Raw genomic sequence first — 16,194 nt, forward strand, 5'->3', positions numbered from 1 at the left:
GGACCTAACGCGTCAAGCCGCGCCGGCGCAGATACCAATCGCGCCCGACCACCACCAGGATCAGGGCAGCGAACACGATCAGATACCAGTTCTCGACCCAGCCGACGTGGTTGCCGCGCATCATCAGCAGCAAAAAGCCCGCAATGAAGATGCCGACCCAGTGCCACAGCCTGGGGGCGTCGCCGCTCCAACCCCATTCGGCGGAGGGCACTTCCGCGACGTCGACTTTGGTGCGTCGTTCAACCTCGGTGCTGGCCATGGCCGACATTCTGGCACAGCGCCACGCGGGCGTAATGTCTGCTCACCGGGAAGGAGACGACCATGGCGGGGCTGTTCGACGGCAAAGTCGCGTTCATCACGGGAGCCGCGCGCGGGCAGGGCCGTTCGCATGCCGTCCGGTTCGCCGAGGAGGGTGCCGACGTCATCGCCGTCGACCTGTGCGAGCAGATCGACAGCGTCTTCTATCCGATGGCCCGGCCCGAGGACCTCGACGAAACCGTCAACCTGGTCGAGAAGACTGGTCGTCGCATCGTGGCTGAGCGCGCCGACGTACGCGATTTCGACGCCTTGACGTCCGCGGTCTCCCGGGCCGTCGCCGAGCTGGGACGGTTGGACTTCGTGATCGCCAACGCGGGGATCGCGCCGCTGGGCGGTGAGCAGTCGCGTGACATCTCGGCGTATCTGGACGCCGTGAACGTGATGCTCAACGGCGTCTACTTCACGATCGAAGCCGCGCTGCCTGCGATGCTGGCGCACGACGACGGCGGGGCAATCGTGATCACGAGTTCAGCGGCGGGGCTGAAGTCGGTCAACTACTCGTTCGCATCGATGAATCATGGGGCGGCCGGCTACAACGCGGCCAAGCACGGCGTCGTCGGCCTGATGCGCTATTACGCAACCTCGTTGGCAGAGAAGAACGTTCGCGTCAACACTGTGCACCCCGGCGGGGTCAACACGCCGATGGTGAACAACGAGAACATGCGCGGGCACGCCGACGAACATCGCGAATTCGGTGCGGCACAACGTCCGTTGCTGCCGGTTGCGTTCATGGATCCGGCCGAGATCACCGAGGCGGTGGTGTACCTGTGCGGTCGCTCGGGACGATGCGTCACCGGCGTCACGTTGCCGGTGGACGCCGGGCTCGTGCTCAAGTGATCTGCCCGTAGCGACGCAGCGCCTCCTTGCGTTCGCGGGCGTGGTCGACGATCGGGTCGGGGTAGTCGGCGCTGCCCAGCTCGGGCACCCACCGGGCGATGTAAGCACCCGCGGGGTCGAACTTTTCGGCCTGGGTGGCCGGATTGAACACGCGGAAGTACGGCGCCGCGTCGGTGCCGCAGCCGGCAGACCACTGCCAGCCGTGCTGGTTGTTGGCCATGTCGCCGTCCACCAGTTGCTCCAGGAACCACCGCGCCCCCCACTGCCATGGCAGGTGGAGGTCCTTGACCAGAAACGACGCGGTGATCATCCGGAGTCGATTGGGCATGAAACCGGTTCGACTCAGTTGCCGCATGCCGGCGTCGACGATCGGGAACCCGGTCTGCCCGGCCTTCCACGCCTCGAACTTGCGCTGCGCGTCCGGGCCGGTGTCGACCTCGATCGCGTCGAAGTCGCGGTTCCAGTTCCACCACGCGCTGTGCGGCCAGTGGAAAAGCACCGCGGCGTAGAAATCACGAAAAGCCAACTCCCGCAAAAACGCAGCATGTCCCTTGCGGCGCGCGTCCAGATCCGCGGCCATAGTGCGCGGATGAATCGTGCCGAACTTCAGGTGCGCCGACATGCGGCTCGTGCCGTCGCGGTCGGGCCGGCTGCGGTTCTCGGCGTAGCCGTCGAGTGCGCCGTCGCGGAACCGCTCCCACTGCCGCAGGGCGGCGCTCTCGCCGGCCGCCACGTCGATCTCGACGCCCGGGTCAGGGATCTGCACCGCACCGGTCAGCCCGGCGGGATCGAGCCAGCGCGCCGAATTCGCACCGGAGCCGGCCGGTGCACGCCAGCCGATATCCCGCCACCGGTCGAAGTACGAGGTGAAGACCTTGTACGGACTTCCGTCGTCCTTGGTCACCCGGCCCGGTGACACCAGATACGGCGAGCCCGTCGCCTGCAACGGGACGTTGCCGAGCGCGTCGCGCACTTGTGCGTCACGCCGGCGCCCGAACGGCGCGAAGTCGTCCGAGACGTGCACCGCCGAGGCGCCAATCTCGTTGACAACGGTGGGGATTCGCTCCTCGGGACGGCCGCGCGTGACGTAGAGCCGACCGTCGAGCCCCTCGCGCAGTTCGCGCAGCGAGTCGCACAGGAACTGCAATCGACGTGGGCCCGACGAGTCCTCCAGTCGCGGGTCGAGCACGAAGCAGGCGAGCACGTCGTCACCGTCGCCCGCGGCGGCGAGCAGGCACGGCAAGTCTTGGAGCCGCAGGTCGCGGCGAAACCACAACAGCGTCGGCACCAGACCCATGCTGCCCGCCGCCCGAGCCTCATGGGGCGGCGATGTGTGTTACGAGTTCGGGACGCGTTGTGGCCGGAGCCGCCGCGTGGGTGTGGCCCGCCGGGCCGTCGGCTCGGGCACAATAGGCAGGTGAGCAAGCCGACGCGAGTGCTCATCCTGGGCAGCACCGGCTCAATCGGCACCCAGGCGTTAGAGGTGATCGCAGCCAATCCCGACCGGTTCCAGGTGGTCGGTCTGGCGGCCGGCGGGGCCAACGCCCAGCTGCTGGCCGAGCAGCGCCACACCACCGGCGTCACCAACGTCGCCGTCGCAGACCCGGCCGCCGCCGAGGTCATCGGCGACGTCACCTACAGCGGGCCCGACGCCGCGACCGAACTGGTCCGCAATACCGAGGCCGACGTGGTTCTCAACGCTTTGGTGGGTGCGCTCGGCTTGAAGCCCACCCTGGCCGCGCTGGAATCCGGCGCACGGCTGGCGCTGGCCAATAAGGAGTCGCTGGTCGCCGGCGGCCCGCTGGTGCTGAAGGCGGCCCGGCCGGGCCAGATCGTGCCCGTCGACTCCGAGCACTCCGCGTTGGCTCAATGCCTGCGGGCGGGGCAGCCGCGCGAGGTGGCGAGGCTGGTGCTGACCGCCTCGGGCGGACCGTTCCGCGGCTGGTCGGCGGCCGACCTCGAGAACGTGACGCCCGAGCAGGCCGGGGCGCACCCCACCTGGTCGATGGGGCCGATGAACACGCTGAATTCGGCGTCGCTGGTGAACAAGGGACTCGAGCTCATCGAGACGCACCTGCTGTTCGGCGTGCGCTACGAGGACATCGACGTCGTGGTGCACCCCCAGTCGATCGTGCACTCGATGGTCACGTTCACCGACGGTTCGACGATCGCCCAGGCCAGCCCGCCCGACATGAAGCTGCCGATCTCGCTGGCGCTGGGCTGGCCCGATCGCGTGCCGGGGGCGGCGGCGGCCTGCGATTTCTCGGCCGCGAGCAGCTGGGAGTTCGAGCCGCTGGACGGCAGCGTCTTTCCGGCCGTCGACCTGGCCCGCGAGGCGGGCAAGCGGGGTGGCTGCCTGACCGCGGTCTACAACGCGGCCAACGAAGAGGCCGCCGCCGCGTTCCTGGCCGGGCGGATCCGCTTCCCGGCGATCGTGCGGACCATCGCCGACGTGCTCGCCAGTGCCGACCAGTGGGCCGCCGAACCCGCTACCGTGGAGGACGTACTCGACGCGCAGCACTGGGCGCGGGCCCAGGCATGTCGCGTCTTCGCGCAGGAGGTCATACCCGCCCGATGATTTTCGTGATCGGCATCGTGCTGTTCGCAGCCTTCATCCTGGTGTCCGTCGCGCTGCACGAGTGCGGCCACATGTGGGCCGCGCGTGCGACGGGAATGAAGGTGCGGCGGTACTTCGTCGGGTTCGGTCCGACGCTGTGGTCGACGCGGCGAGCCAACAAGCTGGGTTCGACGGAGTACGGCGTGAAGGCCATTCCGCTCGGCGGTTTCTGCGACATCGCGGGCATGACGTCGGTCGAGGAGCTCAAGCCCCACGAAGAGCCTTACGCGATGTACAAGCAGAAGGCGTGGAAGCGGGTGGCGGTGTTGTTCGCCGGCCCCGCGATGAACTTCCTCGTCGGGCTCGTGGTGGTCTACGGGATCGCAGTGGTGTGGGGACTGCCGAACCTGAACCCCGACACCCGCGCGGTCGTCGGCGAAACCACATGTGTGCAGCCCGAAATCGCGAAGGGCAAGCTCGGACAATGCGCCGGCGCCGGTCCCGCCGCCGCCGCGAACATCCGCGCCGGCGACGTGATCGTCAAGATCGGCGACAAGGACGTGCACAGCTTCGAAGACGTCGTCGCCGCGGTCCAGCCGCTGACGGGGCCGACGCCGGTGGTCGTCGAACGTGGCGGCCAGCGCATCGACACCGTCGTGAACGTCACCCGCACGCAGCGGTTCGTCGGCGACACGGCGTCGCAGGTCGGGGCCATCGGCATCAAGGCTGCGCCTCAACCCGGCCCGACGCAGTACAACGCACTGACCGCGGTGCCCGCGACGTTCGCGTTCACGGGCGATCTCGGGGTGCGGCTCGGTCAGGCGCTGCTGGCGATCCCCACCAAGGTCGGTGCGCTGCTGCACGCGATCGGCGGCGGCGAGCGCGACATGGACACGCCGATCAGCGTGGTCGGTGCCTCGATCATCGGCGGCGACACCGTCGACCACGGCCTGTGGGTGATGTTCTGGTTCTTGCTGGCCCAGCTGAACTTCGTGCTGGGCGCGGTGAACCTGATCCCGCTGTTGCCGTTCGACGGCGGCCACATCGCGATCGCGGTGTTCGAGAAGGTGCGCAACATGATCCGTTCGGTGCGCGGCAAAGCCGCCGCGGCGCCGGTCAACTACCTGAAGTTGATGCCCGCGACGTACGTGGTCCTGATCGTGGTGGTCGGCTACATGCTGCTGACCGTGACCGCTGACGTGGTCAACCCGATCCGGCTGTTCCAATAGCTCTCTAGGAGATACAGATGACCGTCGGCAGCGTTGGCCTCGGCATGCCGAACCTGCCCGCTCCCACGCTGGCGCCCCGGCGCAAAACCCGTCAGCTGATGGTGGGCAATGTCGGCATCGGCAGCGACTACCCGATCGCCGTGCAGTCCATGACCACGACGAAGACCCATGACGTCAACGCCACCCTGCAGCAGATCGCGGAGCTGACGGCGTCCGGTTGCGACATCGTGCGGGTGGCGTGCCCGCGGCAGGAAGACGCCGACGCGCTGGCCGAAATCGCCCGGCACAGCCAGATCCCGGTGATCGCCGACATCCACTTCCAGCCGAAGTACATCTTCGCCGCGATCGACGCCGGCTGCGCGGCGGTGCGGGTGAACCCCGGCAACATCAAGGAATTCGACGGCAGGGTCAAAGAGGTCGCCAAGGCGGCCGGTGACGCCGGTATCCCGATCCGCATCGGCGTCAACGCCGGCTCGCTGGACAAGCGATTCTTGGCCAAATACGGCAAGGCCACTCCAGAGGCGCTGGTCGAGTCGGCGCTGTGGGAGGCGTCGCTGTTCGAAGAACACGGGTTCGGCGACATCAAGATCAGCGTCAAGCACAACGACCCGGTCATCATGGTGGCCGCCTACGAACTGCTGGCGTCGCAGTGCGACTACCCGCTGCACCTCGGGGTGACCGAAGCCGGTCCGGCATTCCAGGGCACGATCAAATCCGCGGTCGCATTCGGGGCGCTGCTGTCGCGCGGCATCGGCGACACGATCCGGGTTTCGCTATCCGCGCCGCCGGTCGAAGAGGTCAAGGTCGGCAACCAGATCCTCGAGTCACTGAACCTGCGGCCGCGCTCGCTGGAGATCGTCTCGTGCCCGTCATGTGGCCGCGCGCAAGTCGACGTCTACACGCTGGCCAACGAGGTCACCGCCGGGCTCGAGGGTCTCGACGTGCCGCTGCGGGTCGCGGTGATGGGCTGTGTGGTCAACGGGCCGGGGGAGGCCCGTGAAGCCGACCTCGGCGTGGCTTCGGGAAACGGCAAGGGCCAGATCTTCGTCAAGGGCGAGGTGATCAAAACCGTGCCGGAATCGCAGATCGTCGAGACGCTGATCGAGGAGGCCATGCGAATCGCAGAAGAGCGTGGCTCAGATGCCAGCGGTTCACCGGTGGTGACCGTAAGCTGATGGCGTAGCTTCCGGCCGGAAAGAGCGGCAGAAAGAATCCCCATGTCGGCTCCACCGATCCTTCGTCTGGTCGACGAACGGCGTGTCTCGGTGGCGCGCGACGGGGCAGCGGTGCAGCGAGTGCTCGACGCCGACCCGGTCGGCAGCTGCATGGTGGCGGCGCGGGTCGCCGAGTACGGCGTCGATCCGGTGGCGATCGGCGGCGAGCTGTGGACCCGCCGCGGACCCGACGAATCCCTTTGTTACGCAGGCGCAAACCTGATCCCGCTGCGCGGCACGACGGCCGACCTGCACGCGTTTGCCGACAAGGCGATGGGCGTGGCGCGGCGGTGCTCGTCAGTGGTGGGCCGAGCGGAGTTGGTGCTGCCGATGTGGGGTCGGCTGGAGCACGCCTGGGGGCCGGCGCGCGACGTGCGTGCCCATCAGCCGCTGATGGCGATGGCGACGCGGCCGTCGTGTGTGATCGACGCCGGGGTGCGGCGGGTGCGCGTCGACGAGCTCGAGCCGTACCTGGTGGCGGCGATCGACATGTTCATCGGCGAGGTCGGCATCGACCCGCGGCTCGGCGACGGCGGCCGCGGCTACCGGAGGCGCGTCGCGGGCCTGATCGCGGCGGGCCGGGCCTGGGCTCGCTTCGAGCACGGCCAAGTGATCTTCAAGGCCGAGGTGGGCTCGCAGTCCCCGGCCGTGGGGCAGATCCAGGGTGTCTGGGTGCACCCGGAGTACCGCGGCCGCGGCCTGGGCATCGCGGGGACGGCAGCGGTGGTCGCGGCTGTCGTCGACAGCGGCCGGATCGCCAGCCTGTACGTCAACGACTTCAACACCGTCGCCCGCGCGGCGTACGCGCACGTCGGCTTCGCCGAGGTCGGCACGTTCGCGACCGTGCTGCTGGACTGAGCCGCGACTTCGGCGCGCGCACGTGCGCTGAGCTTCGGTTTGCGCGCCGAAATCGCTTTCGGTCGGTGCGCCTCCGCCGAGGGCGCGTGACCACTTCGTAACATCAGCCTCAATGGCAACACGAGTAACAACCTTCCTGGCTGTCGCCGTCCTGGTGGCGGGCGCACTCGTCGGCTGCACACCTCGGCCTGACGGACCGGCCCCGGCCGCCCAGCAGTTCTTCGCCGCGCTGGCCACCGGCAACACCAGCGCAGCCGCCGCGCTGTCCGACCGCCCCGACGACGCCCGCGCCGCGCTCAATGCCGCGTGGGCGGGTCTGCAGGCCACCAGCCTGGACGCACAGGTGGTGGCCGCGAGCTTCTACGAGGACACCGGCGCCGTCGACTACCGCTACACCTGGCATCTGCCGAAGAACCGGACATGGACGTACGACGGCCGGCTCTCGATGATCCGCGAGGAAGGCCGCTGGCAGGTGCGCTGGACACCTGCCGGTTTGCACCCCAAACTCGGCGAGCACCAGACACTTGCCCTGCGCGCCGACCCGCCGACCCGCGCGTCCGTCAACGAGGTCGGCGGCTCGGACGTGCTCAAGCCCGGCTACCTCTACCACTACGAGCTCGACGCCAAGCAGGCTGGGCTGCAACTGATGCCGACGGCGCGGGCGGTCGTCGAGGCGTTGCGGCCATTCGACAACACGCTGGACCCGCAGCGGCTGGCCGAGCAGGCCAGCTCGACCAGCGAGCGGGTGGACCTGGTCACGCTGCGGCCCGACGACAACAACCGCGTGTCGCCGGCGATCGGGCAGCTGCCCGGGGTGGTGGTGACGCCGCAACCGGAGATGTTGCCCACCGACGACGGGTTCGCACCGGCATTGGTCGCGCAGGTGAAGAAGGCGGTGACAGCCCAGCTCGACGGCGAAGCCGGGTGGCGGGTGGTCAGCGTCAACCAGAACGGCGTCGACGTGGGCGTGCTCAGCGAGGTGCCCGGCAAGCCCGCCCCGTCGGTGTCGATCACGCTGGACCGCTCGATTCAGAACGCGGCTCAGCGCGCGGTCGGAAACGTCGGCAAGCAGGCGATGATCGTCGTGATCAGGCCGTCGACGGGCGCGATCTTGGCGGTCGCGCAAAACGCCGCGGCCGACGCTCAAGGTCCGCTGGCCACGACGGGCCTGTTCCCGCCCGGCTCGACGTTCAAGATGATCACCGCGGGTGCGGCGATTGAACGGGACATGGCCACGCCCAACACGCTGCTGGGCTGCCCCGGCACGCTGGACATCGGGCACCGCACGGTGCCGAACTACGGGAAGTTCGATCTCGGTGTGGTGCCGATGTCGCGGGCGTTCGCGAGTTCGTGCAACACCACGTTCGCCGAGTTGGCCAGCCGGATGCCGCCGCGGGCATTGAGCGACGCAGCCGCGCAGTACGGCATCGGGCTCGATTACGACGTGGCCGGTATCCCGACCGTGACGGGCTCGGTGCCGCCGACGGTGAACCTCGCCGAACGCACCGAGGACGGCTTCGGGCAGGGCAAGGTCCTGGTCAGCCCGTTCGGGATGGCACTGGCCGCGGCCACGGTGGCCGCCGGCAAAACGCCTGTGCCGCAACTGATCACGGGCCGGCCCACCGGAATCACCGGCAAGCGCACCGACGTGACACCGCAGATGCTGGACGGCCTGCGGCCGATGATGCGGCTGGTGGTCACCAACGGCACGGCCAAAGACATCGCCGACGCGGGGGAGGTCTACGGCAAGACCGGGGAGGCGGAGTTCCAGGGTGGCTCGCACTCGTGGTTCTCCGGTTACCGCGGCGACATGGCGTTCGCGGCGCTGATCGTCGGGGGCGGCAGCTCCGAGTATGCGGTGCGGATGGTCAAGTACATGCTCTCGCAGCTGCCGCCGGACTATCTGGCCTGATCTTTCGCCCGCGAGAGCTGGGCCAGCGCGCGGTAACTTGGAGGGGTCATGACCAGTGAACAGCCCCTGGAACTGCGCATCAGCGACGCCGACCGCAACGGCACGCTGCGGCGGCTGGCCAATGCGCTGGCGCTCGGGCTGATCGACATCGACGAGTTCGACGAGCGCTCGTCACAGGTCTCGCGGGCACGCACCCGCGGCGAGCTCGACGGCGTGGTGGGCGACCTGCCCGCGCCCGGCGCGATCGTCACGTCGGCCGCGGATCGGGTGGAGCTGCGCGGTTGGGCCGGCTCGCTGCGGCGCCACGGGGAATGGGTGGTGCCCACCCGGCTCGCCCTGGTCCGCCGCTTCGGCTCGATCGAACTCGACTTGACCAAGGCCCGCTTCGCCGGGCCGGTCGTCGTCATCGAACTCGACATGGTCCGCGGCTCGGTCGACATCCGGCTACCCGACGGCGCGAGTGCGTCCATCGACGACGTGACGGTCTACGGCGGCAGCGCACGCGACCGTCGCAAAGAACCGCCGGCTGAAGGCACGCCACATGTCGTGTTCACCGGCCGCCTGATCCTCGGCTCGTTGACCATCCGTGGGCCGCGGCAGCGGGGTCCGAAGCTGCCGACGCTGCGCGGGCTCGGTAATCGTTAGGCTGGTGGACATGCCTGTTCGTGCTGCCCTGCGCTCCGGCGTGCTCTCACCCACCCGCCCGGTGCCGCCGTCGATTCCGCGGCCCGAGTACGCCTGGAAACCAACCGTGAACGAAGGCAGCGAACCGTGGGTGCAGACCCCTGAGGTGATCGAGAACATGCGCATCGCGGGCCGCATCGCCGCGGGCGCACTCGCCGAGGCGGGCAAGGCCGTCGCGCCCGGCGTCACCACCGACGACCTGGACCGCATCGCCCACGAGTACATGGTCGACCACGGCGCTTATCCATCGACCTTGGGCTACAAGGGTTTTCCGAAATCCTGCTGCACCTCCCTGAACGAGATCATCTGCCACGGCATCCCCGATTCCACGGTGATCGAAGACGGCGACATCGTGAACATCGACGTGACCGCCTACATCAACGGCGTGCACGGTGACACCAACGCCACCTTCCTGGCCGGCGACGTCTCCGATGAGCACCGGCTGCTGGTCGAGCGCACTCACGAGGCGATGATGCGCGCGATCAAGGCGGTCAAGCCGGGCCGGTCGCTGTCGGTGGTCGGACGGGTCATCGAGTCGTACGCAAACCGCTTCGGCTACAACGTGGTTCGTGACTTCACCGGGCACGGCATCGGCACCACCTTCCACAACGGCCTGGTGGTGCTGCACTACGACCAGCCGTCGGTCACCACGATCATCGAGCCCGGCATGACGTTCACCATCGAGCCGATGATCAATCTCGGCTCATTGGATTACGAGATCTGGGACGACGGCTGGACCGTGGCCACCAAGGACCGCAAGTGGAGCGCGCAGTTCGAGCACACACTGGTGGTCACCGACGACGGCGCCGAGATCCTGACGCTCGCCGAATGATGCAGCCGCGGTGACCGGGGCGCTGCTGATCGCGGGCACCAGCTCTGATGCCGGCAAGTCGATGGTCGTCGCCGGGCTGTGCCGGCTGCTGGCCCGCAACGGCGTGAAGGTCGCCCCGTTCAAAGCGCAGAACATGTCCAACAACTCGGCGGTGACCCTCGACGGCGGCGAGATCGGCCGCGCGCAGGCCGTGCAAGCCCGGGCGTGCGGGCTGGAGCCGAGTGTCCGCTTCAACCCGATCCTGTTGAAGCCGGGCGGCGACCGGTCGTCGCAGCTGGTGGTGCGCGGCCGGGTGACGGGCACGGTCAGCGCCGGCGACTACATCGAGCACCGCGAGCGGCTTGCTGCCGTGGTGGCCGAGGAGCTGCAGGCGCTGCGCGACGAGTTCGACGCGGTGATCTGCGAAGGGGCCGGCTCGCCTGCCGAAATCAACCTGCGGGCAACGGATCTCGCAAACATGGGGCTGGCCAGAGCCGCGAAGCTGCCTGTGCTGCTGGTTGGCGACATCGACCGCGGCGGGCTGCTCGCGCACTTGTTCGGCACGCTCGCCGTGCTGGATCCGGACGACCAGAAGCTGATCACCGGCTTCGTGGTCAACAAGTTCCGCGGCGACCCGGCTCTGCTCGAGCCGGGACTGCGGCAGCTCGAAAAGCTCACGGGCCGGCCCACATACGGCGTGCTGCCCTACGTCGACGAGCTGTGGCTGGACACCGAGGATTCGCTTTCGGTGCTGGCGGACCGGATCGTCGGCAAGCCTCAGCCACCGTGCGGTACCCAGTGGCTGACGGTCGTCGCGATCCGCCTGCCTCGCGTCTCCAACTCCACCGACGTCGAGGCGCTGGCCTGCGAACCCGGCGTGCGGGTGCAGTGGAGCACCGACCCGGCCACGGTCGCCGGCGCCGACGTCGTGGTGATCCCCGGCACCAAAGCCACGGTGGCAGACCTGGATTGGCTGCGGTCGCATGGTCTGGCCGAAGCCGTGCAACGCCACGCCGACGCCGGCAAGCCGGTGCTCGGCATCTGCGGCGGTCTGCAAATGCTGTGCAGCACAATCGACGACCGCGTCGAGTCCCGCGCGGGCAGCGTCGCCGGACTCGGCCTGTTGGACGCCGACGTGCAGTTCTGCCCCGACAAGACCCTGCTGCGCCACCACGCGCCGCTCGCCGGCTACGAGATCCACCACGGGCAGCTGCGCAGGTGCACCGAAGAGAACTGGTCGGACGTGGGGATCCGGCGCGACAACGTGTACGGGACGCATTGGCACGGGCTGTTCGACAACGACGTATTCCGGCGCGACTGGCTCACCCAGGCGGCGGCCGCCGCGGGCCGCGACGGGTTCGTCGTGGCTGACGACGTCGACGTGGCCGCCCGGCGCGACGCGCAACTCGATATCCTCGCCGACCTGCTCGGCGCACACGTCGACGTCGATGCGGTATGGGAACTCGTCGCCAGCGGACCACCGGCCCGGCCCGTCGTCACCAGTACCCTGACAGCGTGCCCAAGCCCCTCGCCCTGATCGCGGCCGTCGCTTCGGCGGTGTCGGTTGCCGGATGCGCCACCACGGTCAGCGGCACCCCGACGTGGCCGGGGGCCAAGCTCGCCAAGGTTTTGCTGACTGCGGCCGACTTCCCGCCGGGTGTCGGCTACGGACGCATCGTCGAGCAGCCCGGCGAGTCCGGCAAAGCCGGGGCTCCGCCGCCGATGCCGTCGCGGCCCCAAGGTTGCTCTAACGGCCTCACCGACGTGATCACGTCGCACGCCGAACGCGGTCCCGGCAGCGCGGCGAAGTACAACGTGATCTACGACGGCGCCCGCATCGTGATCACGGTGCTCACCTCGCCGATGAACCTCGACGCAATCGCGGCGGAGGCCGACCGCTGCCAACGGTTCGACACCTATTTCGACCGCGGCTCGCCGCCCATTCCGATCACCACCACCAAGCTGGCGTCGTCGCGGCCGAATCAGCTGGTGTACCAGCAGACAATGACCCTGCACGGTGTCGACAGCAGCGTCTACGAGTCGTTCGAGAACGTCGGCTCGATGGCGGTGTTCGGAATGGCGTTTCCCACAACCACTCTCGGCGCCGGCCAGTCGTCAGCGCCGAAAGCCTCTCTGCCGCAAACGTTCCTCGAGATCGCCGACCGGCAAGCCCAGCGAATGCAAGACGCCTGAGCAGCTGAGCATCTGCTGGCAGACACGCGAAAACGGCCCGCCGCCGCAGTGCACACCTGTAGCGTCCAACAAGTGCCTTCGACGATGCTCACCGTCGACGGATTCCCGATAACGGTCGGCGTGACCGGTCCTGAGAAAGGACCTGTCGTGACGCTGCTCGGGGGAACGCAGCAAGCGCCCGCGGCGTACGACCCGCTGTGCCACCGGCTGCACACTGCGTCGCTGCGCACAGTCGTCATCGCGCCGGATCGTCGGCTGACGCCGAAATCGGTGGTGGGGATCCTCGACTCGCTGGACGTGAAGTGGGCGGTGCTGGTCGGCGATCGCGTCGGCGGCGAACTCGCATGGGAGCTGGCTGCGAGCCGGCTCGACCGGTTCACCGGTCTGGTGGTGATCGACCGGGGGCATCCGCGCGTCCCCGACTTGACCGGCGTGGTGCGCGACGAGCACTGCCCGCCCGTCGAGGTCAACACCACGGCGATGGTCAGCACGGCGGCCGCGCGGGCGGTCGCGGTGGCCAGCCAGCGCTACGTCTACGGCGACTACCGGATCGTCGAGATGCTGGGCCGGCGCCACGCGCAGCAGTCGACGGCGCAGTTGGCGGCCGAGATCGTGTTGCGCACCAGCACCTGGTGACTGTCAGGGCTGCGGCGCTTCCGGAGTCCAGGCCTGCGGCAGCCGGGGGTGCCCGGGGAACAGGAAGTCGATGAATGCCGCGGCGGTTGGCTGCGGCTCGTGGTTGGCCAGCCCCGGGCGCTCGTTGGCCTCGATGAACACGTACTCCTCGCCGCTCACGTCGGGCACCAGCAGGTCGATGCCGGTCACCGGGATGCCGATGGCCTCGGCCATCTTTACCGCCACGCGGCACAACTCGGGGCTGACCTTGGCGGTGACGTCGTGGATCGTGCCGCCCTGGTGCAGGTTGGCGGTCCGGCGCACCCGCAGCCGGGTGCCTTCCGGCAGCACGTCGTCGAAGGACCAGCCGGCTTCGCGGACCGTGCCTTCAGTCACCGCGTCGAGCGGGATGCGCGACTCTCCGCCAGTCGCGGCGGACCGGCGCCGGCTCTCCGCCTCGATGAGGTCACGCACGCTGTGCCGCCCGGTGCCGATGACCTCCGCAGGCTTGCGGATCGCCGCGGCGACGACCTTGCCGTCGATCACGACGAGGCGCAGGTCTTCGCCGCGGGCGCGCTGCTCGATCAGCACCTCAGGACAGTGCTCGTGCGCTCGTGCCAGTGCCGCGTCGAGTTCGTCGTGCCCGTCGACACCGACCGTGATGCCCTTGCCCTGCTCGCCGCGCGTGGGTTTGACGACGACGTCGCCGACCTCGTCGTAGAACTTGTGGTCCTGTTCGTCGAATGTGGCCAGACGCCCGCGCGACACGGTGATGCCGGCCTCCACGGCGATGCGGCGGGTGCGGCGCTTGTCGTCGCAGCGGCTCATCGCGACCGCGGAGGTGAACTCCGACAGCGATTCGCGGGTGACGACGCTGCGGCCGCCGTGGGTGAGGCGCAGCTCGCCGGTCTCGGCATCGAGCACTTCCACCTGGATGCCCCGCCGCAAGGCTTCGTCGGCGATGATGCGGGCGTACGGGTTCAGGTCGTCGACGGTCTCGGGCGTGATCGCGGTGAACAGCGGCTCGTTGATCGCGTTCTTGCGCTTGATGCACAGGACCGGCACACGGTTGAAGCCGAGCTTCTCGTAGAGCGCGATCGCGGCGTGGTTGTCGTGCACCACCGACAGGTCCATGTAAGAGCGGCCCAGCCGGCGGTAGTGCTCGGCGAGCGCGCGGGTGAGCGCCTCGCCGACGCCGGGCAGCCCGGCGGCCGGGTCGACGGCAAGTGTCCACAGGCTGGTGCCGTGCTCCGGATCGTCGAAGAGCACCCAATGGTCCACGCCGGTGACGGTGCCGACGATCGCACCGTCGGTGTCGCGCACCGCGACCAGATAGGTGACCGCCTCGCAGTTGAGGTGGTTGTCCCAGATGACGTCCACCCGGGCGGGCACCATTCCGCAGCGGACGTACACCCGGTTCATCTCGTCGGCGTCGTCGCGAGACTCCAAGGGCCGCACCGTGATTCCGGTGGGCGTCCAGTCGAGCGACTCGTCGGTGAATCGCAACCGGTAGGTGTGGCTGGGGTCGATGAACAGCTCGTGCGGGCTGCGGGCGACGACGACGTGCGCTTCGCGGGCGTACATGCAGATGTCACGGCGACCGGGGCCTTCGCGGCGCAGCACCTCGGCGAGTTCGTCGGGGTCGGAGAACGTCTGGCCGAAGACCAGCCGGCCCCAGCCCAGATCCAGCACCACGTTGTTGGGCATCGCGTCCACCAGGTGTGCTGGCGGCACGTCGTGCAACCCGAGCGTGATGGCCTCGGGGTACTCGTCACCTGCGGCCACCTGACTGACCCTACCGTCAGTTGTCGGTCGCCACCGCCCAACGTTCCTCGATGCGGCCGAAGCGCCAGACCGACACGGCCACCGCCCATGTCAACAGGAACAGCCCGACGATGACGAAGCCCACGATGTTGAGGTCGACACCGGCGACCCAGTCCCAGACCCCGCCGGACAGCCCCAGCTGGTCAGCCAGCAGGCCCAGCAGTTCCACGCTGCCGATCACGAACGCCACCGCCACCGACAGCCCGGTGACCGTGAGGTTGTAGTACACCTTGCGCAGCGGTTTGGAGAACGCCCAGCCGTAGGCGAAGTTCATGAACGTGCCGTCGACGGTGTCCAGCAGGCTCATGCCCGCGGCGAACAGCACGGGCAGGCACATGATCGCGTACCAGGGCACCCCGGCGACAGCGCTGGTGCCGGCAAGCACCAGCAGCGCGATCTCGGTGGCGGTGTCGAAGCCCAGCCCGAACAGCAGCCCGAGCGGATACATGTGCCACGACTTGGTGATCGACCGGGTGAAACGGCCGAACAGTCTGTTCAGCAGGCCGCGACCGTTGAGTTGCGCTTCGAGCGCCGCGTCGTCGCAGGTGCCGCCGCGCATCCGCACGAAGACCCGCACGATGCCGACCAGGATGACGAGGTTGATCGCCGCGATCAGGTACAGGAACAGCCCGGACACGCTGGTGCCGATCAGCCCGGTGTAGTGGTGCAGCGCCGACGAGTCGTCTTCCACCGGACCGACGATCGCCTTGACGCCCAGCGACAGCAGCACGGCCAGGCCGAAGACCACCGTCGAATGACCGAGCGAGAAGAAAAACCCGACACCCAGCGGGCGTTGGCCGTCGCTCATCAGCTTGCGGGTGGTGTTGTCGATGGCGGCGATGTGGTCGGCGTCGAACGCGTGCCGAAGGCCCAGCGTGTATGCGGTCAGCCCGACGCCGATGCCCAGCGCTTTGTCGCCGACGCTGTAGTGCTCCGGGGCCACGAACCCGACGAGCGTGATCCAGCCGACCAGGTGCAGCAGCGCGATGACGCCGAACATCGACGACAGTGCCAACCATTCGCGGCGGGTCAGTGCGGCGCGCGCGCGTGCCAGCCAAGAAGTGGGCTGCGGCGGTGCATCGGTCACCACTGTCCGACGGTATGTCGTCTTGCAAGCGATTTGCAAGAGCGGGTGTCGGTGC

15 protein-coding genes are annotated in these 16,194 nt (G+C 68.6%); 11 read left to right on the forward strand and 4 right to left on the reverse strand.

Going from position 1 to position 16,194, the window contains the following annotated elements:
- Positions 1-4: 4 nt before the first annotated feature.
- Positions 5-259, reverse strand: a complete 255-nt coding sequence (locus tag AC5Y4C_RS05575; RefSeq protein ID WP_499910237.1) for a DUF2631 domain-containing protein — start codon at positions 257-259, stop codon at positions 5-7.
- A gap of 62 nt (positions 260-321) precedes the next feature.
- On the opposite strand from AC5Y4C_RS05575, the gene AC5Y4C_RS05580 reads away from it, so the two are divergent.
- Positions 322-1,155, forward strand: a complete 834-nt coding sequence (locus tag AC5Y4C_RS05580; protein ID WP_499914269.1) for a mycofactocin-coupled SDR family oxidoreductase — start codon at positions 322-324, stop codon at positions 1,153-1,155.
- Here the strand turns inward: AC5Y4C_RS05580 and AC5Y4C_RS05585 are convergent.
- Complete coding sequence (locus AC5Y4C_RS05585) at positions 1,148-2,443, reverse strand: cryptochrome/photolyase family protein (RefSeq protein WP_499963130.1); 1,296 nt, start codon at positions 2,441-2,443, stop codon at positions 1,148-1,150. The genes AC5Y4C_RS05580 and AC5Y4C_RS05585 overlap by 8 nt on opposite strands.
- Positions 2,444-2,572: 129 nt before the next feature.
- Between AC5Y4C_RS05585 and dxr the strand changes: the two genes are divergently transcribed.
- The 10 genes from dxr to AC5Y4C_RS05635 all read left to right on the forward strand — a co-directional run bounded on the left by dxr (position 2,573) and on the right by AC5Y4C_RS05635 (position 13,249).
- Positions 2,573-3,733 (forward strand): 1-deoxy-D-xylulose-5-phosphate reductoisomerase, encoded by a 1,161-nt coding sequence (dxr, locus tag AC5Y4C_RS05590; protein WP_499963128.1) that lies wholly within the window; start codon positions 2,573-2,575, stop codon positions 3,731-3,733.
- A complete protein-coding gene (locus tag AC5Y4C_RS05595; protein WP_499963127.1) occupies positions 3,730-4,941 on the forward strand; it encodes a M50 family metallopeptidase in 1,212 nt (403 codons plus the stop codon). The genes dxr and AC5Y4C_RS05595 overlap by 4 nt, the downstream gene beginning before the upstream one ends.
- A gap of 17 nt (positions 4,942-4,958) precedes the next feature.
- The gene (ispG, locus tag AC5Y4C_RS05600) at positions 4,959-6,116 is read left to right on the forward strand and encodes a flavodoxin-dependent (E)-4-hydroxy-3-methylbut-2-enyl-diphosphate synthase (RefSeq protein WP_499910248.1); all 1,158 of its coding nucleotides are present in this window, start codon (positions 4,959-4,961) and stop codon (positions 6,114-6,116) included.
- A gap of 42 nt (positions 6,117-6,158) precedes the next feature.
- The gene (locus AC5Y4C_RS05605) at positions 6,159-7,013 is read left to right on the forward strand and encodes a GNAT family N-acetyltransferase (protein WP_499914265.1); all 855 of its coding nucleotides are present in this window, start codon (positions 6,159-6,161) and stop codon (positions 7,011-7,013) included.
- 112 nt (positions 7,014-7,125) lie between these two features.
- The gene (locus tag AC5Y4C_RS05610) at positions 7,126-8,925 is read left to right on the forward strand and encodes a penicillin-binding transpeptidase domain-containing protein (RefSeq protein ID WP_499963125.1); all 1,800 of its coding nucleotides are present in this window, start codon (positions 7,126-7,128) and stop codon (positions 8,923-8,925) included.
- A 48-nt stretch (positions 8,926-8,973) separates the two neighbouring features.
- Positions 8,974-9,570, forward strand: coding sequence for a DUF1707 SHOCT-like domain-containing protein (locus AC5Y4C_RS05615; protein WP_499910255.1), 597 nt, complete (start codon positions 8,974-8,976; stop codon positions 9,568-9,570).
- Positions 9,571-9,580: 10 nt separating this feature from the next.
- Positions 9,581-10,441, forward strand: coding sequence for a type I methionyl aminopeptidase (map, locus tag AC5Y4C_RS05620; protein WP_499910256.1), 861 nt, complete (start codon positions 9,581-9,583; stop codon positions 10,439-10,441).
- Between the two features lie 10 nt (positions 10,442-10,451).
- On the forward strand, positions 10,452-11,957 hold the full coding sequence (locus tag AC5Y4C_RS05625; RefSeq protein ID WP_499963123.1) for a cobyric acid synthase: 1,506 nt from the start codon (positions 10,452-10,454) through the stop codon (positions 11,955-11,957).
- Positions 11,936-12,613, forward strand: coding sequence for a hypothetical protein (locus AC5Y4C_RS05630; protein ID WP_499963121.1), 678 nt, complete (start codon positions 11,936-11,938; stop codon positions 12,611-12,613). Before AC5Y4C_RS05625 ends, AC5Y4C_RS05630 begins: the two co-directional genes overlap by 22 nt.
- An 84-nt stretch (positions 12,614-12,697) precedes the next feature.
- Positions 12,698-13,249, forward strand: a complete 552-nt coding sequence (locus AC5Y4C_RS05635; RefSeq protein WP_499910622.1) for an alpha/beta fold hydrolase — start codon at positions 12,698-12,700, stop codon at positions 13,247-13,249.
- Positions 13,250-13,252: 3 nt separating this feature from the next.
- Here AC5Y4C_RS05635 and ngg read toward each other — a convergent pair whose 3' ends face one another.
- Positions 13,253-15,013, reverse strand: coding sequence for an N-acetylglutaminylglutamine synthetase (gene ngg, locus AC5Y4C_RS05640; protein ID WP_499910262.1), 1,761 nt, complete (start codon positions 15,011-15,013; stop codon positions 13,253-13,255).
- 16 nt (positions 15,014-15,029) lie between these two features.
- On the reverse strand, positions 15,030-16,139 hold the full coding sequence (gene nicT, locus AC5Y4C_RS05645) for a Nickel transporter NicT (RefSeq protein ID WP_499951477.1): 1,110 nt from the start codon (positions 16,137-16,139) through the stop codon (positions 15,030-15,032).
- Positions 16,140-16,194: the final 55 nt, after the last annotated feature.

The sequence above is a fragment of the Mycobacterium sp. NGS35 genome, from assembly GCF_059812855.1.

What these genes read in the sequence shown, in the direction of transcription:
- AC5Y4C_RS05575 (WP_499910237.1), bottom strand. Translation starts at nt 259, where the DNA reads ATGGCCAGCACCGAGGTTGAACGACGCACCAAAGTCGACGTCGCGGAA.
- AC5Y4C_RS05595 (WP_499963127.1), top strand. Translation starts at nt 3,730, where the DNA reads ATGATTTTCGTGATCGGCATCGTGCTGTTCGCAGCCTTCATCCTGGTG.
- AC5Y4C_RS05605 (WP_499914265.1), top strand. Translation starts at nt 6,159, where the DNA reads ATGTCGGCTCCACCGATCCTTCGTCTGGTCGACGAACGGCGTGTCTCG.
- AC5Y4C_RS05615 (WP_499910255.1), top strand. Translation starts at nt 8,974, where the DNA reads ATGACCAGTGAACAGCCCCTGGAACTGCGCATCAGCGACGCCGACCGC.
- map (WP_499910256.1), top strand. Translation starts at nt 9,581, where the DNA reads ATGCCTGTTCGTGCTGCCCTGCGCTCCGGCGTGCTCTCACCCACCCGC.
- ispG (WP_499910248.1), top strand. Translation starts at nt 4,959, where the DNA reads ATGACCGTCGGCAGCGTTGGCCTCGGCATGCCGAACCTGCCCGCTCCC.
- AC5Y4C_RS05580 (WP_499914269.1), top strand. Translation starts at nt 322, where the DNA reads ATGGCGGGGCTGTTCGACGGCAAAGTCGCGTTCATCACGGGAGCCGCG.
- AC5Y4C_RS05635 (WP_499910622.1), top strand. Translation starts at nt 12,698, where the DNA reads ATGCTCACCGTCGACGGATTCCCGATAACGGTCGGCGTGACCGGTCCT.
- AC5Y4C_RS05610 (WP_499963125.1), top strand. Translation starts at nt 7,126, where the DNA reads ATGGCAACACGAGTAACAACCTTCCTGGCTGTCGCCGTCCTGGTGGCG.